General features: G+C 43.3%; 24 protein-coding genes, 3 tRNA genes and 1 pseudogene. 13 read left to right on the top strand and 15 right to left on the bottom strand.

The features are described 5' to 3' along the window. Positions 1 to 5 precede the first annotated feature (5 nt). The 3 genes from pilW to ndk are packed head-to-tail and all read right to left on the bottom strand — an operon-like array spanning position 6 to position 2,306. A complete protein-coding gene (gene pilW / locus A9E74_RS05235) occupies positions 6 to 761 on the bottom strand; it encodes a type IV pilus biogenesis/stability protein PilW (RefSeq protein ID WP_069295603.1) in 756 nt (251 codons plus the stop codon). Next, the gene (gene rlmN / locus A9E74_RS05240) at positions 758 to 1,864 is read right to left on the bottom strand and encodes a dual-specificity RNA methyltransferase RlmN (RefSeq protein ID WP_069295604.1); all 1,107 of its coding nucleotides are present in this window, start codon (positions 1,862 to 1,864) and stop codon (positions 758 to 760) included. The genes pilW and rlmN overlap by 4 nt, the downstream gene beginning before the upstream one ends. A gap of 10 nt (positions 1,865 to 1,874) precedes the next feature. Beyond that, complete coding sequence (ndk, locus tag A9E74_RS05245) at positions 1,875 to 2,306, bottom strand: nucleoside-diphosphate kinase (RefSeq protein ID WP_069295605.1); 432 nt, start codon at positions 2,304 to 2,306, stop codon at positions 1,875 to 1,877. 174 nt (positions 2,307 to 2,480) lie between these two features. Between ndk and A9E74_RS05250 the strand changes: the two genes are divergently transcribed. From A9E74_RS05250 to A9E74_RS14660, 3 genes are read left to right on the top strand one after another with little or no spacing between them, the layout of a single operon-like run. Continuing rightward, positions 2,481 to 3,350, top strand: a complete 870-nt coding sequence (locus A9E74_RS05250) for an NAD(+) kinase (RefSeq protein ID WP_069295606.1) — start codon at positions 2,481 to 2,483, stop codon at positions 3,348 to 3,350. Beyond that, positions 3,344 to 4,804, top strand: coding sequence for a DNA repair protein RecN (recN, locus tag A9E74_RS05255; RefSeq protein ID WP_245652058.1), 1,461 nt, complete (start codon positions 3,344 to 3,346; stop codon positions 4,802 to 4,804). Before A9E74_RS05250 ends, recN begins: the two co-directional genes overlap by 7 nt. Further along, positions 4,801 to 5,016: a hypothetical protein gene (locus A9E74_RS14660; protein ID WP_245652059.1), complete on the top strand. Its 216-nt coding sequence runs from the start codon at positions 4,801 to 4,803 to the stop codon at positions 5,014 to 5,016. Before recN ends, A9E74_RS14660 begins: the two co-directional genes overlap by 4 nt. Here A9E74_RS14660 and fur read toward each other — a convergent pair whose 3' ends face one another. Beyond that, positions 5,017 to 5,439 (bottom strand): ferric iron uptake transcriptional regulator, encoded by a 423-nt coding sequence (gene fur / locus A9E74_RS05260; RefSeq protein WP_168800222.1) that lies wholly within the window; start codon positions 5,437 to 5,439, stop codon positions 5,017 to 5,019. Positions 5,440 to 5,516: 77 nt separating this feature from the next. Here fur and A9E74_RS05265 point away from each other — a divergent pair, with 77 nt between their 5' ends. Further along, positions 5,517 to 6,089 (top strand): outer membrane protein assembly factor BamE, encoded by a 573-nt coding sequence (locus tag A9E74_RS05265; RefSeq protein ID WP_069295607.1) that lies wholly within the window; start codon positions 5,517 to 5,519, stop codon positions 6,087 to 6,089. A 4-nt stretch (positions 6,090 to 6,093) separates the two neighbouring features. Here the strand turns inward: A9E74_RS05265 and A9E74_RS05270 are convergent, their stop codons facing one another. The 6 genes from A9E74_RS05270 to A9E74_RS05290 form a co-directional block, all read right to left on the bottom strand. After that, entirely contained in the window at positions 6,094 to 6,732 is a 639-nt protein-coding gene (locus A9E74_RS05270; protein WP_069295608.1) for a carbonic anhydrase, read from the bottom strand. Between the two features lie 3 nt (positions 6,733 to 6,735). Beyond that, the gene (locus A9E74_RS05275) at positions 6,736 to 7,377 is read right to left on the bottom strand and encodes an MBL fold metallo-hydrolase (protein WP_069295609.1); all 642 of its coding nucleotides are present in this window, start codon (positions 7,375 to 7,377) and stop codon (positions 6,736 to 6,738) included. 68 nt (positions 7,378 to 7,445) lie between these two features. Continuing rightward, complete coding sequence (locus A9E74_RS14665; protein WP_245652060.1) at positions 7,446 to 7,667, bottom strand: hypothetical protein; 222 nt, start codon at positions 7,665 to 7,667, stop codon at positions 7,446 to 7,448. Between the two features lie 97 nt (positions 7,668 to 7,764). Continuing rightward, entirely contained in the window at positions 7,765 to 8,682 is a 918-nt protein-coding gene (locus A9E74_RS05280; RefSeq protein WP_245652061.1) for a hypothetical protein, read from the bottom strand. Between the two features lie 97 nt (positions 8,683 to 8,779). Continuing rightward, entirely contained in the window at positions 8,780 to 9,196 is a 417-nt protein-coding gene (locus tag A9E74_RS05285; protein ID WP_084002941.1) for a hypothetical protein, read from the bottom strand. A gap of 67 nt (positions 9,197 to 9,263) precedes the next feature. Then, a complete protein-coding gene (locus A9E74_RS05290; protein WP_069295610.1) occupies positions 9,264 to 11,657 on the bottom strand; it encodes a Lon protease family protein in 2,394 nt (797 codons plus the stop codon). Positions 11,658 to 11,741: 84 nt separating this feature from the next. Here A9E74_RS05290 and A9E74_RS05295 point away from each other — a divergent pair, with 84 nt between their 5' ends. Next, positions 11,742 to 12,047 (top strand): PilZ domain-containing protein, encoded by a 306-nt coding sequence (locus A9E74_RS05295; RefSeq protein WP_069295611.1) that lies wholly within the window; start codon positions 11,742 to 11,744, stop codon positions 12,045 to 12,047. Positions 12,048 to 12,054: 7 nt separating this feature from the next. Here the strand turns inward: A9E74_RS05295 and coq7 are convergent, their stop codons facing one another. The 4 genes from coq7 to A9E74_RS05315 all read right to left on the bottom strand — a co-directional run bounded on the left by coq7 (position 12,055) and on the right by A9E74_RS05315 (position 15,119). Further along, positions 12,055 to 12,699: a 2-polyprenyl-3-methyl-6-methoxy-1,4-benzoquinone monooxygenase gene (gene coq7 / locus A9E74_RS05300; RefSeq protein WP_069295612.1), complete on the bottom strand. Its 645-nt coding sequence runs from the start codon at positions 12,697 to 12,699 to the stop codon at positions 12,055 to 12,057. Between the two features lie 18 nt (positions 12,700 to 12,717). Then, on the bottom strand, positions 12,718 to 13,788 hold the full coding sequence (locus A9E74_RS05305) for a GGDEF domain-containing protein (RefSeq protein WP_069295613.1): 1,071 nt from the start codon (positions 13,786 to 13,788) through the stop codon (positions 12,718 to 12,720). An 87-nt stretch (positions 13,789 to 13,875) separates the two neighbouring features. Continuing rightward, on the bottom strand, positions 13,876 to 14,829 hold the full coding sequence (locus tag A9E74_RS05310; protein WP_069295614.1) for a chemotaxis protein: 954 nt from the start codon (positions 14,827 to 14,829) through the stop codon (positions 13,876 to 13,878). A 203-nt stretch (positions 14,830 to 15,032) separates the two neighbouring features. Beyond that, positions 15,033 to 15,119 (bottom strand) — tRNA-Leu (locus A9E74_RS05315). A gap of 40 nt (positions 15,120 to 15,159) precedes the next feature. On the opposite strand from A9E74_RS05315, the gene rnr reads away from it, so the two are divergent. The 8 genes and pseudogenes from rnr (at position 15,160) to A9E74_RS05355 (ending at position 23,589) form a co-directional block, all read left to right on the top strand. Beyond that, positions 15,160 to 17,328: a ribonuclease R gene (gene rnr, locus A9E74_RS05320; RefSeq protein WP_069295615.1), complete on the top strand. Its 2,169-nt coding sequence runs from the start codon at positions 15,160 to 15,162 to the stop codon at positions 17,326 to 17,328. 100 nt (positions 17,329 to 17,428) lie between these two features. Continuing rightward, a tRNA-His gene (locus tag A9E74_RS05325) sits at positions 17,429 to 17,504 on the top strand. A 122-nt stretch (positions 17,505 to 17,626) separates the two neighbouring features. Then, positions 17,627 to 17,702, top strand: a tRNA-Thr gene (locus A9E74_RS05330). A 274-nt stretch (positions 17,703 to 17,976) separates the two neighbouring features. Continuing rightward, positions 17,977 to 19,329 (top strand): NADP-specific glutamate dehydrogenase, encoded by a 1,353-nt coding sequence (gene gdhA / locus A9E74_RS05335; RefSeq protein ID WP_069295616.1) that lies wholly within the window; start codon positions 17,977 to 17,979, stop codon positions 19,327 to 19,329. A 45-nt stretch (positions 19,330 to 19,374) separates the two neighbouring features. Then, a complete protein-coding gene (locus tag A9E74_RS05340; RefSeq protein WP_069295617.1) occupies positions 19,375 to 20,040 on the top strand; it encodes a methylamine utilization protein in 666 nt (221 codons plus the stop codon). Continuing rightward, positions 20,021 to 22,371, top strand: a pseudogene (locus A9E74_RS05345) (putative bifunctional diguanylate cyclase/phosphodiesterase). The gene A9E74_RS05340 and the pseudogene A9E74_RS05345 overlap by 20 nt, the downstream one beginning before the upstream one ends. After that, entirely contained in the window at positions 22,331 to 23,161 is an 831-nt protein-coding gene (locus A9E74_RS05350; protein WP_069295618.1) for a DUF3034 family protein, read from the top strand. Before A9E74_RS05345 ends, A9E74_RS05350 begins: the two are co-directional and overlap by 41 nt. Beyond that, entirely contained in the window at positions 23,161 to 23,589 is a 429-nt protein-coding gene (locus tag A9E74_RS05355) for a group I truncated hemoglobin (RefSeq protein ID WP_069295619.1), read from the top strand. Before A9E74_RS05350 ends, A9E74_RS05355 begins: the two co-directional genes overlap by 1 nt. Here the strand turns inward: A9E74_RS05355 and A9E74_RS05360 are convergent, their stop codons facing one another. After that, a complete protein-coding gene (locus A9E74_RS05360) occupies positions 23,590 to 25,029 on the bottom strand; it encodes a sensor domain-containing diguanylate cyclase (RefSeq protein WP_084002947.1) in 1,440 nt (479 codons plus the stop codon). Between the last annotated feature and the right edge of the window lie 67 nt (positions 25,030 to 25,096).

Here is a 25,096-nt window from a genome sequence, read left to right on the forward strand (position 1 = left end):
AAATGTTAGATACCTTCATTGACCATACGCATTTCGTCGGAATCCGGAAACCGGGCTCGCATAATTAATTTGTAACTGGATACAGCGTCTTCGTTACCCAGTTTTTGCTCAGTTTTTATGGCTGTGAGTAAAGCCTGTGGTGTCCAGGGAGACACACTGTTAAAACGTTGTATATACGCTCTTGCCTGCATGTAATTCATCTGTTCATAGCTCAGATCAGCCATGCCCATCAAGGATTTACTTAAATTAGGGTTAATCTGTAAAGCTCGTCTGAAGTAAGATTCAGACTTAATCATATCCGGAATTTCTCGAGTGCATAGCCCAGCGTTTTCATAGGCCATTGCAGCACTTTGATACAGCGGATTTTCAACCGCCTTTAGAAAGCGTTTTTCGGCTTCCTCATATTTACCTTGCTGACACAGAAAAACACCATAGTTATTCTGTGCTTCTGAATATTGTGGAGCACGATTAACGGCTTCTTTAAAATGTTTTTCAGCCTTCTGATTTTCACCCAAACGCTGATATAGCAAAGCCATCGTATTATGAGCACTGGGTAAATTCGGATTTTGTTTTAATGCTTTATCAAGCTTCTCCATGGCAATTTCATAATCACCACGTTGCAGATAACTTATGCCCAACTGCATATTTAATTCTGCAGCTTTTGGATCCGGTGCTATATGTTCACGTGGTCCTGTTGTACCACATGCCGTTAGCAGCATAATAGATGTCGCCAGAAAACCTATTTGCAAAGATGATTTCATCGGACGAAAACAACCTCCCGCTCGACTAGTTTCTGAGTACGACGAGTTTTATCCTGTACCTCGCCTGCTAATTGACCACAGGCTGCTACGATATCATCACCGCGGGTTTTTCGTACAGTAGCTACCAGACCAGCAGCAATGAGTTGTTCTTTGAAACGGTTGATCACATTGCGTGATGAACACAAATAATCGGTACCTGGAAACGGATTAAACGGAATCAGGTTAATTTTATTGGGGATGCCTTTGAGAATTCGAATCAAATCCCTAGCATCCTGCTCTGAATCATTGATGCCTGCCAACATCACATACTCGACTGTGATATGACGACGCAATTGTTCACCAGTCACATAACGTTTGCACGCCGCCAGTAATTCGGCAATCGGATATTTATCGTTTAACGGAATAATCTCGCTGCGTAATTTATCATTTGCAGCGTGTAATGAAATAGCCAGACTGACATGACAATCTTCTTTTAAACGATCAATCATCGGTACCACACCAGAGGTACTCAATGTTAAGCGCCGCCAGGAAATACCATAGGCCAAATCATCTCGCATCAGGTTCATCGCAGTAATCACATTATTGTAATTAGTCAGCGGTTCCCCCATGCCCATCATTACAACGTTAGTCACCATACGATTGCCTTTCGGATCTTTGCCTAAGGCTTCATTGGCAATCCACAGTTGAGCAATAATTTCTGCTGCGCTCAGATTACGATTAAAGCCCTGCTGACCAGTAGAGCAAAAAGTACAAGTCAGGGCGCACCCCACCTGAGAAGACACACATAAAGTGCCTCGACCATTTTCAGGAATGAATACCGTTTCAATGGCGTTATCACCATCCATTTTGATGATCCATTTACGGGTACCATCTGTGGATATGTGTTCTTGCAGCAATTCGGGTACACGTATTTCGGCAATTTGGCTCAGTTTTTCGCGCAGAGATTTGCTCAAATTACTCATCTCTTCAAAATCAGTAACGCGATACTGATGGATCCACTGTAAAAGCTGGCGCGCACGAAAGGGTTTCTCACCGATCTCGACGAAAAACCCTTCCAGACCTTTCAGGTCCAGACCAAGCAGATTGGTCAATGTGTTTGCCATTATTTAACGATTAGCGAGTGCGGGCGCACAATTGATCTTCAGTAAAGAAATACGCGATTTCACGAGCGGCACTTTCAGCTGAATCTGAACCATGAACGGCGTTTTCATCAATGCTTTGCGCAAAATCAGCACGAATAGTCCCAGGTGCTGCATCAGCAGGATTTGTTGCGCCCATTAAATCGCGATGTGTGATAACAGCATTATCGCCTTCCAGGACCTGAATCATGACAGGACCAGAAGTCATGAAACTTACCAAATCGCCAAAAAACGGACGGGCTTTATGTTCGGCATAAAAGCCTTCTGCTTGCTGTTGTGTGAGATGCACCATACGGGCAGCAACAACAGAAAGACCAGCTTTCTCAAAACGTGAATAAATTTCACCAATAACATTTTTTGCTACCGCGTCTGGTTTAATAATTGACAGAGTACGTTCAGTCGCCATGTGTATCCTCATTGATTGATTGGATTAAATCGACATATTCTAGCATCTATAGGGCTCTGTGATAGTAGCGTTCACCGAGTTTTTATTAAGCGGCCAATTTTGCTTTGGATTTGATGACAAAACCATTACCATCAGCGGACTATTTTTTAATAACACTCAATTGCAAATTCGACGATGAATAACACTTTTAAACGTATCGGCCTGTTTATTCGCAAAGACGATCCTGTCTTGGAAACTGCTGTAATTCAAATAAATGAATTCCTGTTATCCAGAGAGTTAAAAGTATTTTGCAACGAACCGATGAGTTTTTTACCTAATTTGGAAGTTATTTCGATTGCCGAGTTTCCATCAGAGTGCGATCTGACTATAGCAATTGGTGGCGATGGCACAATGCTTTCAGCCTCACGGGCCTTGGCTGGTTTTGATCTACCGGTCGTTGGCGTAAATGTTGGTCGATTGGGATTTTTGGCCGATGTCACACTGAATAAACTGCAAACTCAGCTAGGCCGAATTCTTGACGGTCAATATCGGCACGACAATCGTTTTCTGCTTCAAGCCCACCTGAATAATGCTGAAAATCCTATCTGCATTGCGATGAATGATGTGGTAATACATTCACATCAAAGCAGGCATATGATCGAATTTGAAACTCATATCAATGGTCGTTTTTTAAACAGTCAACGTGCTGATGGATTAGTGGTTGCTACACCCACTGGCTCAACAGCCTATGCCATGTCAGCGGGAGGTCCGATTCTTGATGTAGATTTGGACGCGGTAGTGTTAGCATCAGTTTGTCCACATACCTTGAGCAATCGCCCTTTAGTGATTGCTGCCAGTAGCATTATTGACATCACATTAAGTGAAAATAATATTACTACGGCGATGGTTACTTGTGATGGACGACCCGGCCATGTTCTTGAACCTGGCGATAGTGTCCGTATTCAACGTCATGCGAACCGTATCGATTTACTGCACCTTGAAGATCATGATCACTACTCGATTTTGCGTGCCAAACTGGAATGGGGCCGAAAACTGACATGCTAACAGCGTTAACCGTCCGCCAATTGGCAGTAGTTGAAGATCTATCCCTAACATTCAAATCCGGCATGACCTCACTGACAGGCGAAACCGGGGCCGGTAAATCCATACTGGTCGATGCTTTGGGTTTAGTTCTAGGTGATCGGGCTGATTCGAACATGGTTAGGCACGGCAGTGAACGTGCTGAAATAGAAGCTAGTTTTGATATCAGCCATAATCTGCCATTACAACAATGGCTTAAAGAACAAGAGCTTGATGATGATGACCAATGTCATTTGCGCCGTACTATCAGTCGGGATGGTCGTTCCAAAGCTTATATAAACGCACGTCTGGTTCCATTAACTCAATTACGTTATATCAGTGAGTTAAGCATTGATATTCATGGCCAACATGAACACCAATCCCTGCTGCGCGCGGAAACACAGCGCGAATTACTGGATATCGTAGCGAATAATAAAACTCTGCTTAAAGCCTTGAAAAGCGCCTATACCGAGTGGCAGCAGACCCAACAACAGCTCGCAGCTATACGCCAACAATCAGAGCAGCAATTAGCTCGCCAGGAATTATTGAATTATCAGATAAGTGAACTGGAGCCCTTATCTCTCAGCGAAAGCGGTATTGAACAACTGTTACAGGAACAACAACAGTTAGCACATGCCGCGCAGTTGCTTCATACCACTGAGTCAACCTTGCATCGTTTATTTGATCAGGATCAGGGTGCTGCTTACGATCTTATCGGCGCGGCTCTAACTGAGCTGGAAAAATTACAGCAGTATGAGCCTCGGTTTGCTGAGGTCATTGAAACGCTTAATAGTGCCGCAATCAATCTGGATGAAACAGCAACATCGCTACGTCACTATCTGGACAGTGCTGATCTGGATCCATCACGACTTGAGGCTGTTGAAGCACAATTATCAGTTTTACATGATCTGGCTCGTAAACATCATGTCGAAATTGAAACATTACCAGCCCACTATCAAGCTTTGTGCGATGAATTAAACAGCCTTACCAAGTCCCAGCAAAATCAAACTGAGCTGGCACAGCAGCTTAAGATTCAAGAAAAGCGTTGTCTGGAGCTTTGCGCCGAAATCCGTGCAAATAGACAGCAACACGCAAAACCGTTAGCGGAAACTATAACCCAATCTATACAACAACTGGCCATACCTGCAGGTCGCATTGAATTTGTTATAAGACCTTTTGAGGAAGGCAAATTCACCGAACATGGTGCAGATCATATTCAACTATTAGTCAGCACTAATCCCGGTCAGCCAGCAGGTGAACTGGCAAAAATAGCTTCGGGTGGTGAGTTGGCTCGGATAAGTTTGGCCATTCAAGTTGTTACAGCAGGAAAACGCAGTGTACCTACGTTGATTTTTGATGAAGTTGATGTGGGAATTGGGGGTGGCGTAGCGAAATCGTCGGACAACACCTCAAATTACTGGCATCAACTCAACAAGTGATTTGTATAACGCATTTACCGCAAGTTGCTGCACAAGCGCATCAACAATTGCAAGTTACTAAAATTTTGGGTGAGCATAAAACCCACACCGAAATCAGCGAACTTAATCGTGAACAACGAATTGAAGAAATTGCCCGGATGTTGGGCGGGATGAACCTGACCCAGAAAACTCGTTCACATGCTGAAGAGATGCTGGATCAGGGCCAAAGTTGATTATTTATCTTTCTTGCACTCTTCGCGGTTGCATATGCCGTAAATGTACAAGCTGTGATCGGTCATTTCAAAACCATTTGCTTTGGCAATAGCTTTTTGACGCTCTTCAATCACTTCATCATAGAATTCAATAATGCGATTACATTTCACGCAAAATAAATGATCATGATGTTCGCCATCTTCCAATTCGAATACAGCATGACCGCCATCGATATTCAGACGTGATACCAGACCGGCGCCTTCAAATTGTGTCAGCACACGATATACCGTTGCCAAGCCGATTTCTTCACCCATTTCCAGCAAAGCTTTGTAAACATCTTCAGCACTGAGATGGCGTTGTTTGGAATGTTCAAGGATCTCTAACACCTTTAAACGTGGCAGAGTAATTTTCAATCCCGCTTTTCTTAAATCTTGTCTTTCCATTATTATTGTTGCCTCGTAGAATACGTACGAATAGCGTATCATCGCACTTTCGTCATCAATACAGAAACAAATACTAAATGAAAAGCCTGCTTATTTATAGCCTTTCCTTGGTTATTCTCACGCTTAGCGCCTGTAGCAAAGATAAAATACCTGGTGTTTATCGAATAGATATTCAGCAAGGTAACCAGGTTACTCAGGAAATGCTCAGCAAACTGGAGCCTGGTATGACCAAAAGTCAGGTCTCCTTTGTAATGGGAACACCGATGCTAATTGATGTATTCCATCCAAATCGCTGGGATTACCTCTACAGTTTCCAGCCTGGAAGCGGCCCACGCGAACAACGTCGCATCACTTTATATTTTGATGATGAAGAAACGCTGGACTATGTTGATGGCAACACACGTATTGTTGAAAGCATTCAATTGACTGAAGAGCAACGTACCGATACAAATGTCGTCGTACCACTTACCGAACAGAAAACTGGTTTTTTCAACAGTATTTTGAACCTTATCGGTTTGGGCGAAGAAAAAGTTGAGACAATTGACGAAACTGATCCTGCTCTTGTACAGCAAAAAGAAGCACTTCCAGAGACATCAAGAGAGCCTATGGGTGGACAACAACCCGCAGGCCAAATCCCGGATATTCAATAATCGTTTAACTAGTTGATTCCTGAACCGGTTCAAATTGACCGGTTTGGGAGTTAAAGCAAAGCAACTCCCCCGCCGCTAAATCAAAGTACCAGCCGTGTAAGGTCAAACGGCCATCTTCAACACGTTCCTTTACACACTCAAAGCTCATCAGATTATCTAACGAAACTAATACGGCCCTTTGCTCACATGCTTTCAATTGAGCAGGTTCATCTCCATGATGATGCTGTTTAACCCAATCTTTTGCTGGCTGCGCTATTGATACCCATTGATGAATGAACTTGGAGTTTTGCTGACCATCGTCTTCCCAGAGCGCCCTTATTCCACCGCAGTTTGCGTGCCCCATGACAATAATGTTTTCAACCTGAAGATTATTCACTGCAAACTCAAGTGCTGAACTAGTGCCATGGTGCAAACCATCATTCTCACAAGGTGGCACGAGGTTGGCGACGTTTCTGACTGTAAACAGATCACCAGGATCACAATCCGTCAAAATAGCCGGATCAACTCGTGAATCACAGCAGCCGACCATTAACGTTTTGGCGGGCTGGCCAGTTTTCATGCTGGCGTAGAGACGACTATCCTGTCCAAAATAATGCTTTTTGAAACGTCTAAAACCTTCAATTAATCTATCTGTATTAGCCATCTTTTATGCTTGTCTCAAAAACTTTAAATAAGGGTTATGTTGTTTCTCATGCTCAATCGTAGTGACTGGTCCATGTCCGCTATGCACACGCAAATGTCCTGGCAATTGCACTAAGCGTTGTAAGCTTTGCTGCATTATAGCCGGATTACCCATGGGCAGGTCAGTTCGGCCAACACTGCCTGAAAATAACGTATCACCCACAAAAATATCCTGCTCATCATAATAACAACCCTGCCCGGGAGTATGTCCTGGAGTGGAAATAAACTTGAGTGTTGTCTTACCTAGCTGAATCTCATCACCATCATCCACAAGATGATCAATACGTCCGCATTGTCGATTAAATGCCGGTTGCCCAAACCAATCACCTTGAACTGGTAGAGTTTCAAATAACGGGATCTCTTTACGAGGTAAATATGTTGGCACATTAAACTTTGACTGCAGAGCAATTAATCCACCCGCATGGTCAAGATGCCCGTGAGTTAACAATATCATCTGGATTTCTGGTACAGGTCGGATGGCCAGTAATTTTTTGACTAACTCATCCGTTTCTCCGGTATCAACAATTGCACTGGCACCGGTTGCTTCATCTTGGATCAAATATGTATTGACCTGAAATGCACCAACTGTGAAACAGGTAATGTGCATCACATAACTCCCAAAAAAAAGCAGCTGGTGATGGCACCAGCTGCTTTAATAACTTCATTTAAAACGTATTATTTGTCTGTTTTTTTCTGCGTTTCACGTGCTAAACGCATATTATTTTCAAACCAATCACGTTTGATTTTTTGGGTACGCGCCAGACTGATATTGGCTTCATACCATTTCTGTTTGATATCTGCATGCGGATCGGGATGCAGATTCGCTTCATACCATTTTTTATGGCTTTCGCGCGCCGCTTGCAGATTCGCCTCATACCATTTTCTATCACTGGCCATTTGTTCATCACTGAACTCATACCAATGTTTATCGGTTGGCGTTTGATCCAGATTAGCTTCATACCACTTGCTATGTTGCTCACGGAATTTAGCCAGATTAGCTTGTTGGAAGCGTTTTTTTCAGATCGCTATATTGTGAATCAGCAAACTCGTACCAATGAGTTTCAGTTGGTGTGTTATTCAGATTCGCTTCATACCAATGCTGCCGATTCGCCCGAACTGTTTCGAGAGCACTGCGAAGATTGGCTTCGTACCATTTTTTCTTGGTATCTAGGTGATCCACCATATTGGCTTCAAACCAGTGAGTATCGCGTTGCTGGGCAGGACGCTGATTAGCTTCATACCATTTCGAATTTTCACGTGCTACTTTGGTGTTATAAGCAAACCAGTCACGTTTAATCTGTTGTGTTCTTACCAGACTGATATTAGCTTCATACCATTTCTGTTTGATATCTGCATGTGGATCGGGATGCAGATTCGCTTCATACCATTTTTTATGGCTTTCGCGCGCCGCTTGCAGATTCGCCTCATACCATTTTCTATCACTGGCCATTTGTTCATCACTGAACTCATACCAATGTTTATCGGTTGGCGTTTGATCCAGATTGGCTTCATACCACTTGCTATGTTGCTCGCGGAATTTAGCCAAATTAGCTTGTTGGAAGCGTTTTTTCAAATCACTATATTGTGAATCAGCATACTCATACCAATGGGTTTCAGTTGGTGTGTTATCCAAATTCGCTTCATACCAATGACGGTTTGCGCGCACTGCTTCGACAGCACTGCGTAAGTTAGCTTCATACCATTTTTTCTTGGTATCAAGATGCTTCACCAGATTGGCTTCATACCACGGACGTTCAGAATGCTGAACAGGATTCTGAGCCGCTTTGTACCAAGGCAGTTTTTTCATTTTATCTCTCACTGCGTTTGCGGATTGCAACTTAGCTTTAATACTGTCTATCGCTGCGTGATTGCTCTCGTACCACTTTGTTTTAATATCGATTGTGCTACTCATTGTGTTTACCTCTCTGGGTAGTTTTACAATTTGATACTACCCCAGAAGTGAAGACGACTACAAGTAAAAGCATGCGAAGAAAACATGAAACTAACTTTTATTCAAAGCAATGCTTTTCCGCCTTCACCCGCTGTAACATGGCAATTTTCTGTTCTATCTGCTGTGTACGCCTTGCTTCTTTTTCATCCACCAATGAAGAATAGCTCAAATAGGCTAATCCTAACCAACCTTTAACAATCGGAATAGTATCGAAAGCAATTAGGGTAGTCGCCAGTTTATTACTGCCATCGGCATAAAAATCCGGTTTGTAACTGTATCGGTATGGGTGCAATTGATTAATCGCTCCATCAATCTCTACACAGCTATGTTTACGAATTTCATCCGTTATTTCAACAATAGGTGGTTCGTAGTAAATGGGTTCGGTGGGAACCGGCACAGGGGTCAATGCCTGTACCGGAACTGCCATTAATGCAAACGCCATACTTCCTAATTTAATAACAAACTGTTTATTCATGGATGACATACCTATCAATGAGTCTCTGCTTATTGATGTTAACGGCTGGTTTATTGATTACTGAAGTCTAATCACTCGCCTCGTGACTGGTGTCTTTGTCATGTTTATTGAGCTCAGCCCAATTCGCAAGTCTGGCTGCTACTGCCGCATTAAAAGTTTTTTCTGGGTAGTTACCATCTTCATCCGCTACACCAACTTCATGATCAGTCAGTATAGTAATAGCATCTGCAATATCATCAATGGCATAAATATGAAATAGCCCATTTTCAACCGATTGCCGGACTTCCGGTTTTAGCATCAGATGCTGCATATTACTGCGCGGAATTATTACTCCTTGCGTCCCAGTCATGCCGACCAGTGTGCAGACATCATAAAAACCTTCAATCTTTTCATTAACACCACCGATAGCCTGCACTTGACCGAATTGATTCATTGAACCGGTAATCGCCATGGATTGTTTCAACGGAATTTTGGCGATGGCGGACAATAAAGCACACAACTCTGCCACCGTGGCACTATCACCATCAATTTCACCATAGTTTTGTTCAAACACAATACTGGCAGCCATTGATAAAGGTTTGTCAGCAGCATAAAACGAACCTAGATAGGCGGCCAGAATCATCACCCCTTTGGCATGCAGGTTACCGCCTAATTCCACCTCACGTTCGATATCAATAATGGCATCATCACCATAACGACAACTGGCTGTGATACGCGTTGGTTCACCAAAATGAAAACCACCGATACTTAAAACTGATAAGCCATTTACCTGACCAACGCGTTTGCCGCTCACATCGAGCTGAATAATTTGCCGCTGGATTTGTTGATAGACCACGGTGCGTACCCTATCCACTCTTTGGAGACGTTGTTGCCATGCGTGATTCACAGCATCAGCCGTTATCTCTGCTTGTTGATATTTTCGCGTCCAATAGGCTGACTCACGCAACAGATCCGTCATATCGCCTATATGTAAAGATAACTGCTGACCGTCATTAATCGATCTTGCTGCGTACTCAATCATTAAGGCGACCGCACCTTGCTGCAATGCAGGCAAATGCTCATTCATTGCAGTTGAGGCAATAAGTTTAGCCATTTGCATATGTGTTTCAGCAGTACGAGGTAATTCGTCTTCCAAATCAGCCAGAACTTTGAATAATCCTGCAAATTCAGGGTCCCATTCGTAAAGCTGATAATAAAGATCTCGATTGCCAAGCAGGATTACTTTGGTCGAAAGCGGAATCGGCTCGGGTTCCAGTGAGACAGTAGCAACTAAACTGTATGTACGCTCTAGGTTTTCCAGTGGAATTTCCGATGATTTTAACGCGGCTTTTAAACCTTCCCAGGCAAAAGGTTGCTCCAATAATTTTTCGGCATCAACAATTAAAAAACCACCATTGGCGCGATGCAAAGCTCCCGCTTTGATCAAGGTAAAATCGGTGACTAACGCTCCCATCATCGCCATGTTTTCCACACAACCCAACAAGTTTTGATGATTCGGTTGATTGAGATACACCACTGGCGCGCCATGCAGGTCAGCATTGTCGACAATCAAGTTGATCTGATAGCGCTTCAGGCAATTATCAATGTTCACATCTTCCTGACGTTCATCGTTTTTTAAGAACATGTCGATATTGCGTTGAATATCAAACTGCATATCATCAAAATAATTCTGCAACAGCTGGGATTTTGGATATGCGTGACGTAAAAAATCTATCTGGCGCGTAATAACCTCCAAAGCCACCTGATCATTTAATGCAGTAATTTTATTAACGGTGTCATGTTCCCATTCGTGGATTTCAATCAACGTTTCCTGCATATCAACTTGCAGTTTGGCAATGGCCTCTTCCGTTTCCATTTTTTTGGCATAAGGTAGATCTTCAAAAGCCTCTCCAGATAAAGGCTCACCTTCGTGTTGGGCGGCAAAGGCATACGCGCCATCTTCCATCCGCAGTAACACCACACCTTGTTTATCTGCTTCAGCCTGTAACGCAGCAAACAACCTCACCCGATGTTGCCGACTGGCTTCTTCAATTGCGCGTAGTCGTCCACGGTAATATTCATCGTCAAATGCGTAAGGTAATTGTTGTTGAAGCTCTTTGATGACACGCTCGATATCAAGCTTTAGTTGCGCACCATCCCCCGCAGGCAATGACAACGCTTTTGGCTGCTGGGGAATATCAAAATTATGCAAATAGGCCCAGTCTTTGGCATCCGGACGACCAGCACAATATTTGGTGAGAAACTCCCCTACCAACGATTTTTTCCCCATACCGGCTTCACCCATCACATACAGGTTATAACCCTCGGCCTGAATATTGGCTGCAAACTCAATGGCTTCGCGAGCCCGCTCCTGACCAATCAAGCCCGTTAGAGGTTCAATGGTTGCGGTTGTTTTGAATGGCAAATCGGCCGGATTGCAGCCGTGGTAAAGTTGTGAAGCATTAAGTTGTGTGACTGGCATGGATATCTCTGGACGAATGAACAGAACTTAGCTTAGGCTAGGCACATCTGATAGGCAACTGCTTCAATAAATGGGATAAAGCTTATGACAAATCAGGATTATGAAGAGAAACGTAATTTTTTCCGCATGCGGGTAAATGGTCCGGTGAAGATCGAACGCCAGGATCCTGCGGAAACCTTTCATGCAGAAGGACTTGATTTAAGCGCAAGTGGCTTGAGTTTGATATCAGATGACATTGTTACTGAAGGCGAAATTTTACAAATTAGTATAAAAAGTCATAACCCAGAACTTGCTGACTTTGTCGCAGAGGCGAAGGTTGTGAGAGTTCAACCTATAGAAGAACAACCGGAGCGTTTCAATATTTCGGTGAAATTTACCACTATTTATTGAAATCCAGTTACAACCAGTAGCTGCTTCGCGTCATCACTTTCGACATCGGCTGCATTATTTTTCGCACCAACCAGGGTAATTCAGCCCCGCCAGCAGCTAAAGCAGTATCCTGATGATGGCGTTCATCTTCACGCATTTGCGCTAGTATTGAGCGGCTTCGCAAATCATTTTCACTGACTTTGCCCAAATGCTCATCAAGATGCTCAATCACCTGTTTTTCGGTTTCAGCAACAAATCCCAGACTCCATTTATCACCAATTTTACCGGCGACAGCCCCGATCACAAACGATCCGGCATACCAAAGTGGATTGAGTAAACTGGTGCGACCTTCAAGTTGTTGCAGTCGTTGTTCACACCACAATAAATGATCGTTTTCTTCAGCTGCCGCCTGTTGCATCGCATCACGTATATCAGTCAATTGCGCCGTCAAAGCCTGACCTTGGTATAAAGCCTGCGCGGAAACTTCACCGGAATGATTGACGCGCATCAAGGCAATTGATTGGCGTCGCTCATTATCATTCAACACGTTTTCTTCTATACCCTTCGCAGGATTGTCTCTGCCACTGGAAAGCGGTGTGCCCGCCAAAGTGGTTAAGGCTTTATCCAATTCGATAATGATTTTGTCAGCTAATAACAAATTACGGAAACTCATTTTTTTCCTGGGTTTAATTCAAAATAATTCAACATTAGAACTCACCATTTTTTTAGGCTCCATCACCTTCCCTGCAGCAACTAGATGATGATAATTTTGTACTTGATTACGACCTTCATTTTTCGCGGCATACAAAGCCTCATCGGCCTGACCAATTACGTCGGTTGGTGAGAGTTGGGCTGAGACTTCGACAAAACCAACACTCACCGTCACCTGACCAAGTTGAGGGAAACTATGATTTGCCACCACTTTACGAATTCGTTCAAATGCCTGCATGGCATCCACTTCATTTGCCGCTTTAAGCAACACCACAAACTCTTCGCCACCAAAACGATAAATCAGATCATCATCGCGAATCACGCCTGAAGTCATCAATCGGGCAACCAGAATAATTACTTCATCACCATATAAATGACCATAGGTATCATTAATGACTTTAAATTTATCAATATCCACTACCCCCAACCAATGTTTAATGGCATAGCGACGACGACGCGAATCATTTGGGGAAGCCATAAGTTTATTAAGTTCACTACTTTGATTCACCAGAATTTTGGTTATCTGCTCATCAAGCGTTTCACGATTGTATAAACCAGTTAATTTGTCACGTTGAGATTTGTCAATTAACGCCAGGTAGTTGGCATAAACTCTCAGAATTCCATGCACTAGTCGTTGATCATTGACAGAAGGCAACTCGTGACAGTGATGCACCAAACTCGCAAATATTTCGCCATGTGAATCAAAAGCAGGATAAATGACATTCCATCCGTCATTTCCAGATTGGCGATAAGAAACAATATCTTCTTTATCGATGGCTTTGGTAAGTGCTGCAGTCAATTCATCAGCCGTTTCAAAATTCAGTTTAGGGTGCTGATCAGAAGACGAAATAACATCATTCACACAAAAGGCCAGCAGGCTGATGTCATGCACCAGATCATGGCGGCGCACTCGAAACAGTCGCAGCGACTGCGCCGGAAATAATTCATTTAAGGTTTTTAACAGGCTTTTTTCCAACACCTGCCGATCATGGTGTCGGGTGATTTCAGCAAGATTGTCGACAATTCGTATACTGCTATGACGATGTTGCATAATTGTTTTGCCTTTAACAGAACGGGTGGACGATCATCGTTGATCGGGCTGATCAATTGCCACTCAGATCAATACGGCAGAAGCCAATTAATGATGGTTTTCAATAAAACCACGAATTGTGGCGGCGAGTTCACGTGGCTGAAATTTTGATACATAAGCATCTGAACCCACACCTCGGCCCATCGCCTGATTTGCCACAGCAGTGAGTGATGAATGCATAATCACCGGTAAATGCGCCATACGAGGATCAGCCTTAATTTTCTGGGTCAACACGTAACCGTCCATTTCAGGCATTTCAACATCGGTTAACACCACTTGAATTTCTGTGGTGATATCACGTTTTTCCTGCTCACATTGTGTCGCCAGTTTATCCAGCGCTTTCCAGGCAAGTGCTCCATTAATGACACCAGTATGGCTGACCCCCAACTTATCCAGAGTCTGAGTGATTTGCTTACGAGCAACATTTGAATCATCGGCATACAGTACTTTGTACTTTTTGCCGTTCTCAATTTTTTCGATACCCTCAAACGCATTTTCATCATAAAAGTCACCGGTATCGGCGAGAACTTTTTCAACATCCATAATCATCACCAGCCGATTATCCTGTAACTCGGCAACCGCAGTAACTAAACCGCCTAAACGTTTGGAAATTAATGGAGGTGGTTCTTTAACTTGCTGCCAGCTTAATCGTTGGATGGTATCAACTGAAGTAACCAGAAACCCCTGAACATGGGTGTTATACTCGGTAATCATCAGGATTTTAGGGGTTTCCTGAGATTTTAATTTACAAAATTTTTGTAAATTAATTATCGGAACCATATCGCCGCGTAAACTCACAAACCCTTCTATACCATCGGGCATTTCTGGTGCACTGGTGATTTCGGGAACATTCAGTACTTCTCGAACTTTGAAAACATTAATGCCGAACAGTTCATTTCGACCAGTATCATCATTGGTCCCCATGCTGAACAGCAATACTTCAAGGTGATTTGTGCCGGCTAATTTGGTACGTTCGTCAATCGAATCTATAAAGGTTGCCATGTCCGTTCTCACTGTGCAAAGGCTGATAATCCGCTGGGAACAATTGACACGTACCTTAGCGGTTTAAGTTGCACAATATCGTAACCTTAAAATAGGTTCAATAGCGTTAATAATCAAATTGAGGGAATGCAAAACGAGAAAGATTCACCTGAAACGACCAAAGCAGTTAAAATGGTCGGGTGACAAAAGAGAAAAATTCGGAATGGTGCCCAGGGGGAGACTCGAACTCCCACGTACATACGTACACTAGCACCTGAAGCTAGCGCGTCTACCAATTCCGCCACCTGGGCAAGAAGACGCGCATCATATAGATCGAGATAAAAACTGTCAATGACTGAACAAAACATAACGGACCCTTTTGAGGGTCGTGAAGCCGAGAAATACGACAATCCAATCCCTAGTCGTGAATTCATTCTCGAGCTCCTCAAAGAACACAATGCTCCACTCTCCCGTAAACATCTTTCCAAACTTCTAGATATTAAAGGTGAAGATCAAACCGAAGCGCTACGCCGACGTTTAAGAGCAATGGAGCGCGATGGGCAAATTTTGCGTAATCGCAAAAACGCTTATGGCATCGTCTCCAAAATGAATTTGGTCAGTGGCCGTGTAATGGGGCATCCCGAAGGCTTTGGCTTTTTAATTCCTGATGAAGGCGGCGAAGATTTATTTCTTAGCGAACGTGAAATGCGTGTGGTGTTGCATGGAGACCGTGCGTTAGCCCGAATCAGTGGCACCGATCGTCGGGGTCGTAAAGAAGGTGCGATTGTTGAAGTCGTGCAACGTGCTAATCAGACCGTCGTTGGACGCTTGCAAGCCGATGCTAGCCTTTATTATTTGATACCGCATAATCGTCGCATCAGCCAGGATATTATGATTCCTGCTCATGAATTAATGGATGCGAAAGACGGCCAGATCGTTGAAGCAGAAATTACTGAACATCCTAATAAACATCGCTCCCCTCTTGGCAAAATTGTCGCCGTTTTAGGTGACCATATGGCGCCAGGTATGGAAATCGACATCGCCTTGCGCAGTTTTGAATTACCACATGTCTGGTCACCTAAAGCACTCGCCCAGGCAGAAAGCTTTGGTGAGAACATTCCACAGGAAGCCATCAAAGACCGACTGGATTTACGTGAGCTGCCGTTAGTTACGATTGATGGCTCTGATGCGCGTGATTTTGATGATGCGGTATATGCCGAAAAGCTGGATTCCGGTAACTGGCGGTTATGGGTGGCAATTGCTGACGTCTCTTATTACGTCAAACCTGACGATGATCTTGATAAAGATGCTCAGGAACGTGCCACCTCGGTATATTTCCCAAGCCAGGTTATACCGATGTTGCCTGAAGCATTATCCAATGGCTTATGTTCATTAAATCCACAAGTAGATCGTTTGTGCATGGTCTGCGAAATGATCATCAATCAAGATGGTGAAATCGAGTCCTATAAATTTCACCAAGCAGTAATGAATTCAAAAGCGCGGCTGATTTACGAACAAGTCGCCAGCATCCTGCAAGATAACGATACTGCTTTACGTGAACAATTCGCTCATGTACTTCCAGGTCTGGAAACCATGTATGAGTTATTCCATGTCATGCTCAAAGCACGTGAAAAACGCGGCGCTATTGACTTTGAAATGACTGAAACGCAATTTCTGTTTGATGAAAACAGAAAGATTTCTTCCATCGAACCACGCACCCGTAATGATGCTCATCGGTTGATTGAAGAATTTATGATCGCCGCCAATGTTGCGTCAGCTCAATACCTGATCTCCAGTAAACTGCCGGCTTTATATCGTGTACATGAAGTGCCATCGGTCGAAAAACTCACAGCACTTCGCGAGTTTTTAGGCGAACTTGGTTTATTTTTAGGTGGTGGTGATGCTCCTGAACCAGCTCATTACGCCTCATTATTAAAAACCGTTAGCAAACGTCCCGATGGGCATTTATTACAAACCGTGATGCTTCGCAGCATGAAACAAGCTGTTTATTCTCCGGATAATGTCGGCCATTTTGGTTTGGGTCTGGAAGCCTATGCGCATTTCACCTCACCGATTCGCCGTTACCCGGATTTATTAGTGCACCGTGCTATCAAGCATGCCATTACCAAACAGAAAAAGGCCACTTGGCGTTATTCAGAAGAAGCCATGGTGCAACTGGGCGAACATTGCTCAATGGCCAGCCGTCGGGCGGATGAAGCGACACGTGATGTGGCTGACTGGCTTAAGTGTGAATATATGCGTGATCGTGTGGGTGAAGTTCATGAAGGTGTCATCAGTGGTGTGACTGGATTTGGCTTATTTGTTGAACTCAGTGACATCTATATAGAAGGTTTAGTCCATGTCACTTCACTGAAAAACGATTATTATCAATTTGATGCCAGTGGTCACCGCTTGATGGGTGAAAGAACGCGTAAATCTTATCGTTTAGGTGATTCAATACGTGTCAAAGTCGTACGTGTTGATTTGGATGAAAAGAAAATTGACCTTGATCTAGCTTAGGAACTGAATTTCCCTTGACCAGAAAAATAAAGGCAGTACAATTGTCGACTTCCTGAAAGTCACCCAATTAATTTGAGTGGCTTTTGAATAGATTTCTGTGGTGAATGTAGCTCAGTTGGTAGAGTCCCGGATTGTGATTCCGGTTGTCGTGGGTTCGAGCCCCATCATTCACCCCACTTTTTGTAATCGTCTATTACCCTCATGTGAATGTTTGTAAATAAACGATTCAGCATTATGTTTTAACAGTTGATTCAGGCTTGCACGCCACCCACACTGTTTGTATAATGCGCCTCTTGTTGCCGGTGTAGCTCAGTTGGTAGAGCAACTGATTTGTAATCAGTGGGTCGTAGGTTCAAATCCTATCTCCGGCTCCATAAATTAAATGGTCGTGTTTATACACGGCCTTTTTTTTGCCTAAAATTCGGCTATGACACCCTACTGTATCTCCCACCAATATAATCATAGTGCTGCCAAGTTATATTTTGATCGATATTTACGTAAGGTAAATACTATTTAAAAACAAAGCCAAGTTTAGTCAAATCAACTGCAATGAACGATTTACACGTCTTCAAGTCTGATAAACGGCTGCATTTCTGTTAAATTGTTTGACCTGAAATAAACCTGTAAACCTAACCAAGTGAGTGATGAATGTCTTATATTGAGACGACGATGAAAAAGCTGCAACGAAGCAGTCCGGGTCAACCAGAATTTTATCAAGCTACAGAAGAGATTCTGCAATCTCTCCGCCCGTTAATCGATAAACATCCACAATATCTGCAACAAAATATTATTGAACGTATGGTTGAACCCGAGCGTCAGATCATGTTCCGAGTTGTCTGGCATGACGATGAAGGTAAAGTGCATGTCAACAAGGGCTACCGCGTTCAGTTCAGTTCAACACTTGGCCCTTACAAAGGTGGCATTCGCTTTCATCCTTCGGTCAATGCCAGCACCATAAAATTTCTGGGCTTTGAGCAGATCTTCAAAAATGCATTAACCGGTTTATCACTGGGCGGAGGTAAAGGTGGTTCAGACTTTGATCCTAAAAACCGCTCTGAACAGGAAATCATGAGATTTTGCCAGGCATTTATGACTGAATTACATCGTCATATCGGCGCTACCGTCGACGTTCCTGCTGGTGATATCGGTGTGGGAAAACGTGAAATCGGTTATATGTTTGGTCAATACAAACGTCTGAATGGCAATTTTGAAGGCGTGTTAACGGGCAAAGGACTTAATTGGGGTGGCTCGTTGGTTCGTTCAGAAGCCACTGGATATGGTCTTGTCTATTTCACCGAAAATATGTTGCAAGCTCACGATGACAGCCTGGACGGTAAGAGATGTCTGGTCTCCGGCGCAGGTAATGTCGCAATTCATACCATTGAGAAATTGTATCAATTAGGCGCTCTGCCAGTTAGTTGCTCTGATAGCACCGGCACGCTTTACCATGAAAAAGGTATCGATTTAATACTTGTTAGAGAATTGAAAGAGCAACGTCGCAGTAGTTTAATCGACTATCTGGAATCACATTCCGATGCCAAATTTACCCCAATTGATCAATACCCCAAGGACGGCCATGCTGTCTGGCGGATAAAAGCGGATGCCGCTTTTCCCTGTGCAACCCAAAATGAACTGACTTTAGCAGATGCCAAAGCACTGTCAGAAAATGGGATTAACTGTATTGTCGAAGGTGCCAATATGCCTTGTACTGCAGACGCACAAGCCCATATTATCGCTACAGGCATGCATTATGGACCTGCAAAAGCCGCCAATGCCGGTGGCGTGGCAACTAGTCAGCTTGAAATGGCTCAAAATGCCAGTATGATTCAATGGTCTTTTACAGAGGTGGATAAACGCTTGCAGGAGATCATGAAAGATATCTATCAACGCTGTTCAGAAACAGCCATAGAATTTCATCAGCCGTGCAATTTAGCGTTTGGTGCCAATATCGCTGGATTCCGTAAAGTCGCGGATGCAATGCTGGAACAAGGGCTGGTTTAACCTCAACAATCCCTTCTCAATTTCAGGTCATAACAGGATAGAAAAGTGAGATCCTATTTGAAGATTGCCAAGAGCACACTGCTCTGCCCATTAATCCTGGTTTCACCGGTTCAGGCCAGTGCTGTGACATTAAATATTATCGATCAGCACCAGCAACCGGTTTCCAACGCAGTTATTGAAATTCTCAACTCCGCTGAAATCAAAGGTTCACCCACCAACATTGCGGTCATTGATCAAATCAATAAAGCTTTCGTTCCTGAACAAATTATTATTCAACAAGGCCAAGCAGTCGACTTTCCTAACAGCGATAATATTCGCCATCATGTTTACTCTTTCTCTGAAGCCAAGACCTTCGAACTCAAGCTATATGCTGATAAACCCGAGAAAGAAATTGTGTTTGAGCAACCCGGCGTTGTCGTGGTTGGCTGCAATATTCATGATTCGATGATTGGTTATATTTATGTCGCTGAGCATCAATTCTTTACTTCATCTGATTTGGGTGTCGCTCATATTGCTGCATCAGCGGAATCCTCCCCTCAAATCAGTATCTGGCATCCTTATGCGGCAAATGGTGCTGAAAGTCGTCAAACCTTTGAGGTAAACCAACTAGAAAAAAATGCTACCGGGGAATACATCGTTGAGATAGAGCTTACCCCTCCTCCCCCACGCGATTCTTTTGAGGATACTTTTGGTGCGATTGGGCATCACTAAGTTACGTACGCAAATACTGTTATTTGCGTTGGCACTTGTTCTGATAACGACTTTAGTTATTCAAGCTATTTCCTGGTGGTCCGCCAACACTTTTAACCAGCAACAAATTGCCCAAAACATCATCACTGCAGAAAACATTCTGCGTCAGTACATCCGCTCAACGGAAAACAATCTGGTGAACTCAGCACGCGTGCTGACAGCAGATTTCGGTTTTAAACAAGCAGTTTCTTCAGGAGATAAAGATACGATTGCCAGCGTGTTGGCGAATCATGGAGCACGTATCAATGCCGATTTAATGCTGTTGACCGACTTATCGGGTAATTTAATTTCCAGCAGTCGTTCAGGAAGTAATGACAGGGAAATACTGAGCCAAATAGTGCAAGACCTGCTACAAAAACCCGCTACAGCACACATCGTGATGCTGGATAATCGAATTTATGAGCTTATTTTGCTGCCGGTGATGGCACCACGAACCATCGCCTATAGCCTGGTTGGTTTTGAACTCAGTCAGACAACGCTGTTTGAACTCAAAGATCTTACCGGGTTGGATCTGACCCTGATGAATAAAGATATTCCGGTTCATTCAACACTAGAAGGTTTTCAAAATAACGAACGCTTTGTTGATGAAATCAACGCAGCCCATTCCAGATGGCTATGGCTGGACAGACCCACCTTTGTCAGTTCTGAATTTATGCCCACCAGCAGCAGCGAGAACCCTGTCAGTTTCTTATTCACCGCTGATTTACGATCTATATACAAACAATATGATGATATGGCTTACCAAATCATTTTTATTGTTTTTTTAGTGATTTTGTTTGCAACTCTTATCAGCACAGTCATCGCACATACCTTAACCACCCCACTGGCAAAACTGGTTAAAACCGCCAACCAGTTTGCCAAAGGTCATTACGATGCATGGAGTGAACCAGGCCAAGCAAGTAGTGAAATTCGTGATTTAGCATCTGCACTTCAAACCATGGGACAGGAAGTCAAACAACGTGAACAGGTGGTGACTTGGCAGGCGCGTCACGATGCCTTAACGGGTTTATTAAACATTCACACCATGCGAAGCACTCTAAGCACGATTTTCCATGATTATGGTCAATGTGTCGTTATCGCCATGTATATTCAGAATTTCAGACAGATTAATGATCGACTAGGACCTGAAATCGCTGATGCCTGTCTGTCAGCTTTGGCCAATCGACTTAATGAATTCGAGACCGAGGCAGCCAAAACTAATGCACGTTTGGAAGGCATCGAGTTTTTATCAGTCATTCAGTTAACACCGGATCAAAATCCTAAACAAATTGTTGAAGCCTTACTGGCAACATTACATCAGCCGTTTCAAATCGGTAATATCAGTTTAAGCCTTCACTTCTATGCGGGTGTCTGTTGTTTTCCAGAGCATAGTCAGGACAGTAAAGTCATGTTGCGAAGAGTCCGGATAGCCGCCGATCACGCTCGTCGCAATCGTCAGACCATACACATTTATGAAGCGGGCGAAGATGAACAGCATTTAGAAGAATTAATGCTGATCGAATCCTTACAAGCCTTATTAAAACAGCCTAATAATATTGAGTTGTTTCTAAACTTCCAGCCCAAAGTAGAACTGCATAATGACAAAATGGAAACTGTAGAAATCCTAATCCGCTGGCATCGTCCAGGGATTGGTCGTATTGCTCCAGATAAATTCATCGGACTGGCAGAACAATCAGGCTTAATCGTGAAATTAACCCATTGGGTTATAAATGAAACGTTTAAGCAACTGCGCATTTGGCGTGATCAGGGCTTGCTGTTAAATGCAGCTATTAACGTCTCAGCAGAAGATTTAGCCACCCAGATTTTTGTCATTATTTGAACACACGAATTGCGACTTACAACATACCAGCAGACGCCATAACGATTGAAATCACCGAGCGTGACATCATGCACGATGAGGCCTTGGGTATTGAGGTATTAAAAACCTTAAAGCGGGTTGGCTACAAAATTGCCGTGGATGATTACGGAATTGGCCAATCGTCTTTATCTAAATTGAAAATATTGCCGGTCGACGAACTTAAAATTGATATGAGTTTTATCCGCTACCTGGATACCTCAACTAAAGATCAAAAGATTGTCTGGTCCACTATTCATCTAGCACATGCTTTGGGTTTAAAAGTGGTTGCTGAAGGTGTTGAAAATACGGCCTGTTATGAATTGTTAAAAAAAATGGATTGCGATAGCGTACAGGGATATTTAATTAGTAAACCACGAGATGCGAATGATCTCGTTGCTTGGTTAGGTGAAAATAATGCGACATATTCTGCTCCTGCTGACTTTAACATTCACTAGTCAGCTTTATGCTGCTGATGGCAAATTACTCGCCACGCCCGGCATTTCACAAATTGAAGGTGCAGGTGGCGGCGGTTTTGTACCATGGGCACAGTTAGCCGGTTACGGCAGTCGAGATGAAATTGCCGCCAATGTGTTTTGCAGTGGTGCCAACGTTGATGACTATGACTTGCATGTATGTGGTGCACAGGCCACTTTTTATGACCGTGTCGAATTTTCTGTCGCCAAACAGAAATTTCATGTTGACGCGTTAAATCTCAATATCAAACAACACGTGTTAGGTGTCAAAGCCAGACTTTATGGCGATATTGTCTATAGTCGTTTCCCGCAAATCAGTCTGGGTATTCAGCATAAAAAGCTCGATGATCCAACAGTAGCTTATCTGTTAGGGGCTGATGAAGATTCAGGAACGGATGTTTATCTGGCCGCCAGCAAATTGCATCTCGGTGCTATTGGCGGATATAACTGGTTATGGAATATCACCGCTCGCTCAACCGAAGCCAATCAAACCGGCTTATTGGGGTTTGGCAGCGCAGAGCGTGGTAATCAGCGTGAGATAGTTCTTGAAGCTTCAACTGCTATTTTATTTGGTCGGCATTTGGCTTTGGGCGTTGAATACCGTCAAAAGCCCGATAATCTGGGCTTAAAAGAAGATGACTGGTCAAACGTGTTTGTGGCTTGGTTTCCTAATAAAGTCATCAGTTTGACGGCAGCCTGGTTGGATTTGGGTGAAATCGCTGGCGCTAAAAATCAGAAAGGTGCTTATTTTTCTGTGACGGGTTACTTCTGATGCTGACAAACTTTCGAAACAGTTTTTTTGGGGCTTGCTGTTTGTTATTTGCTGGCTGTGCCACCACCCCACAGACAACTTTGTATGACAAATTAGGTGGTGAACCGGGAATCCATAATATCGTCGAGAACCTGGTGCAAGAAATTGGTCGTGATGAACAAGTATTTCATTATTTTGCCCAGTCACGGGTCAGCAGGTTTAAAGAAAATCTGATTGAACATTTCTGTGCTATATCCGATGGGCCATGTCAGTACACCGGCGACAATATGGTGGATATTCATACTGGCATGAATATCAATGAAAGGGATTTTAACCACCTAGTGGATTTATTGATTAATGCCATGGATGACGAGGGTATTCCGCATCGAATACAGAACCAGCTGATTGCCAGACTCGCGCCATTACGCGAAGAAATCATTTATCGCTGATTAAGCTTCTTCATCCATTTCTGCTTCCTTTACCGGAAACTGTGGGATATGAGTGAAAATGACCTGATTGCGACCATGATCTTTAGCTTTATATAACGCCGAGTCGGCCGCCTGCAAAATGACATCCATTGGTGGTACATCGTCTTCCGGCCATAGCAAGCAAACCCCACAACTCATGGTGACAGGAATTAACTCCGATCCACCAGTAATTGGCGTCGATGAAATAACGGTTCGCAACCGTTCAAAAGATGCCGTTGCCTCCTCCGGTTTTAATTGCAGGGCAATTAAAAATTCCTCACCACCAAAGCGTCCGAGTACGTCATAGCTACGCAAAGTGGTCTTCAAACGGGCTGCAAAACCTCGTAATACTTCATCACCAACAGCATGGCCGTAGGTATCGTTTATCTTTTTAAAATTATCGATATCACATAACGCCACACAATAAATCTTGTCATTGCGTGAGGAACGTTTTAACTCATCGGTAATCCGCTCAATTGCTGCATAACGATTAAAAATAGCGGTGAGATGATCGTGCGTCGCCCGGTAAATTAAATCTTGGTAGAGATGTGATAACGGATTAGCCAGACGACGTGCCAGTAAAGTACTCAAGACAACTGCAATCACAACAATCACCAGCGTTAACAACAGCAACGAATAATTTAACCGATCAAACACCTGATAAAACACTGATAAATCGGCCAGCAGAAACAGTTGTATTTGTTGCTCCAAAGAACTTTGCAGTGCAACTTTTTCCAATAAATAGTCTGAGCGTTGCCACCACAATTTCGGTAGATTTTCTTGCTGTAAAATGGTTTCAAACTCAGCTTTATCTATGTTTAATGTGCTTAAAAACAAATCTGATAGTGACGACTGAAAAATGATATCCAGTCCTGTTTTTAGCTTTAATTCTTCAAGCAACATACCATTGATTTCAAACGCTATAACGCTAATACCAATTTGATGAGGAGCTCTGATGGGCAAACTAAACAAGCGGAATAAACGGTTATTTACTTCTACAAACTGACCTGCTTCTGAAGCTCGGTTGAAATCTAACCAATTAACATTGGCCAATTCTGTAAAGGGAAAGTCGAGTTCATTGCCAGCAATCAACTCTCCATCATTATTCAGCACCAACATCAGATCAGCCTGAATTCGTTGGGCGTGGTTGGTAAGCATACTGGTAATAGTCGGCAGATCGTTGGTTGCAATGGCTTGTCTGAAACCAAAATCCTGAGTAATCACATTGCTTGAGTAACGCAAATTTGATTCACGACTCTCGATATATTGCTGCAGAAAATACGAAGCATTCGCTACCTGCGAATTCATCTGCCGTTGGTTATGCTGGCTGATAAACCATCCATGACTGAACTGCATGGCCAGAGCTGTCAATATGATCAGACTGACACAAAGCAGAATAACTCTAGCCTTTATGCTATTCATCTATGTCGTTGTTTCCAAAAACTGTTAAAGGTCTATTTTCTGTTGGAAGCTGATGCTGCGATTAACA

The sequence above is a fragment of the Methylophaga muralis genome (genome assembly GCF_001720165.1).
Taxonomy (GTDB): domain Bacteria; phylum Pseudomonadota; class Gammaproteobacteria; order Nitrosococcales; family Methylophagaceae; genus Methylophaga; species Methylophaga muralis.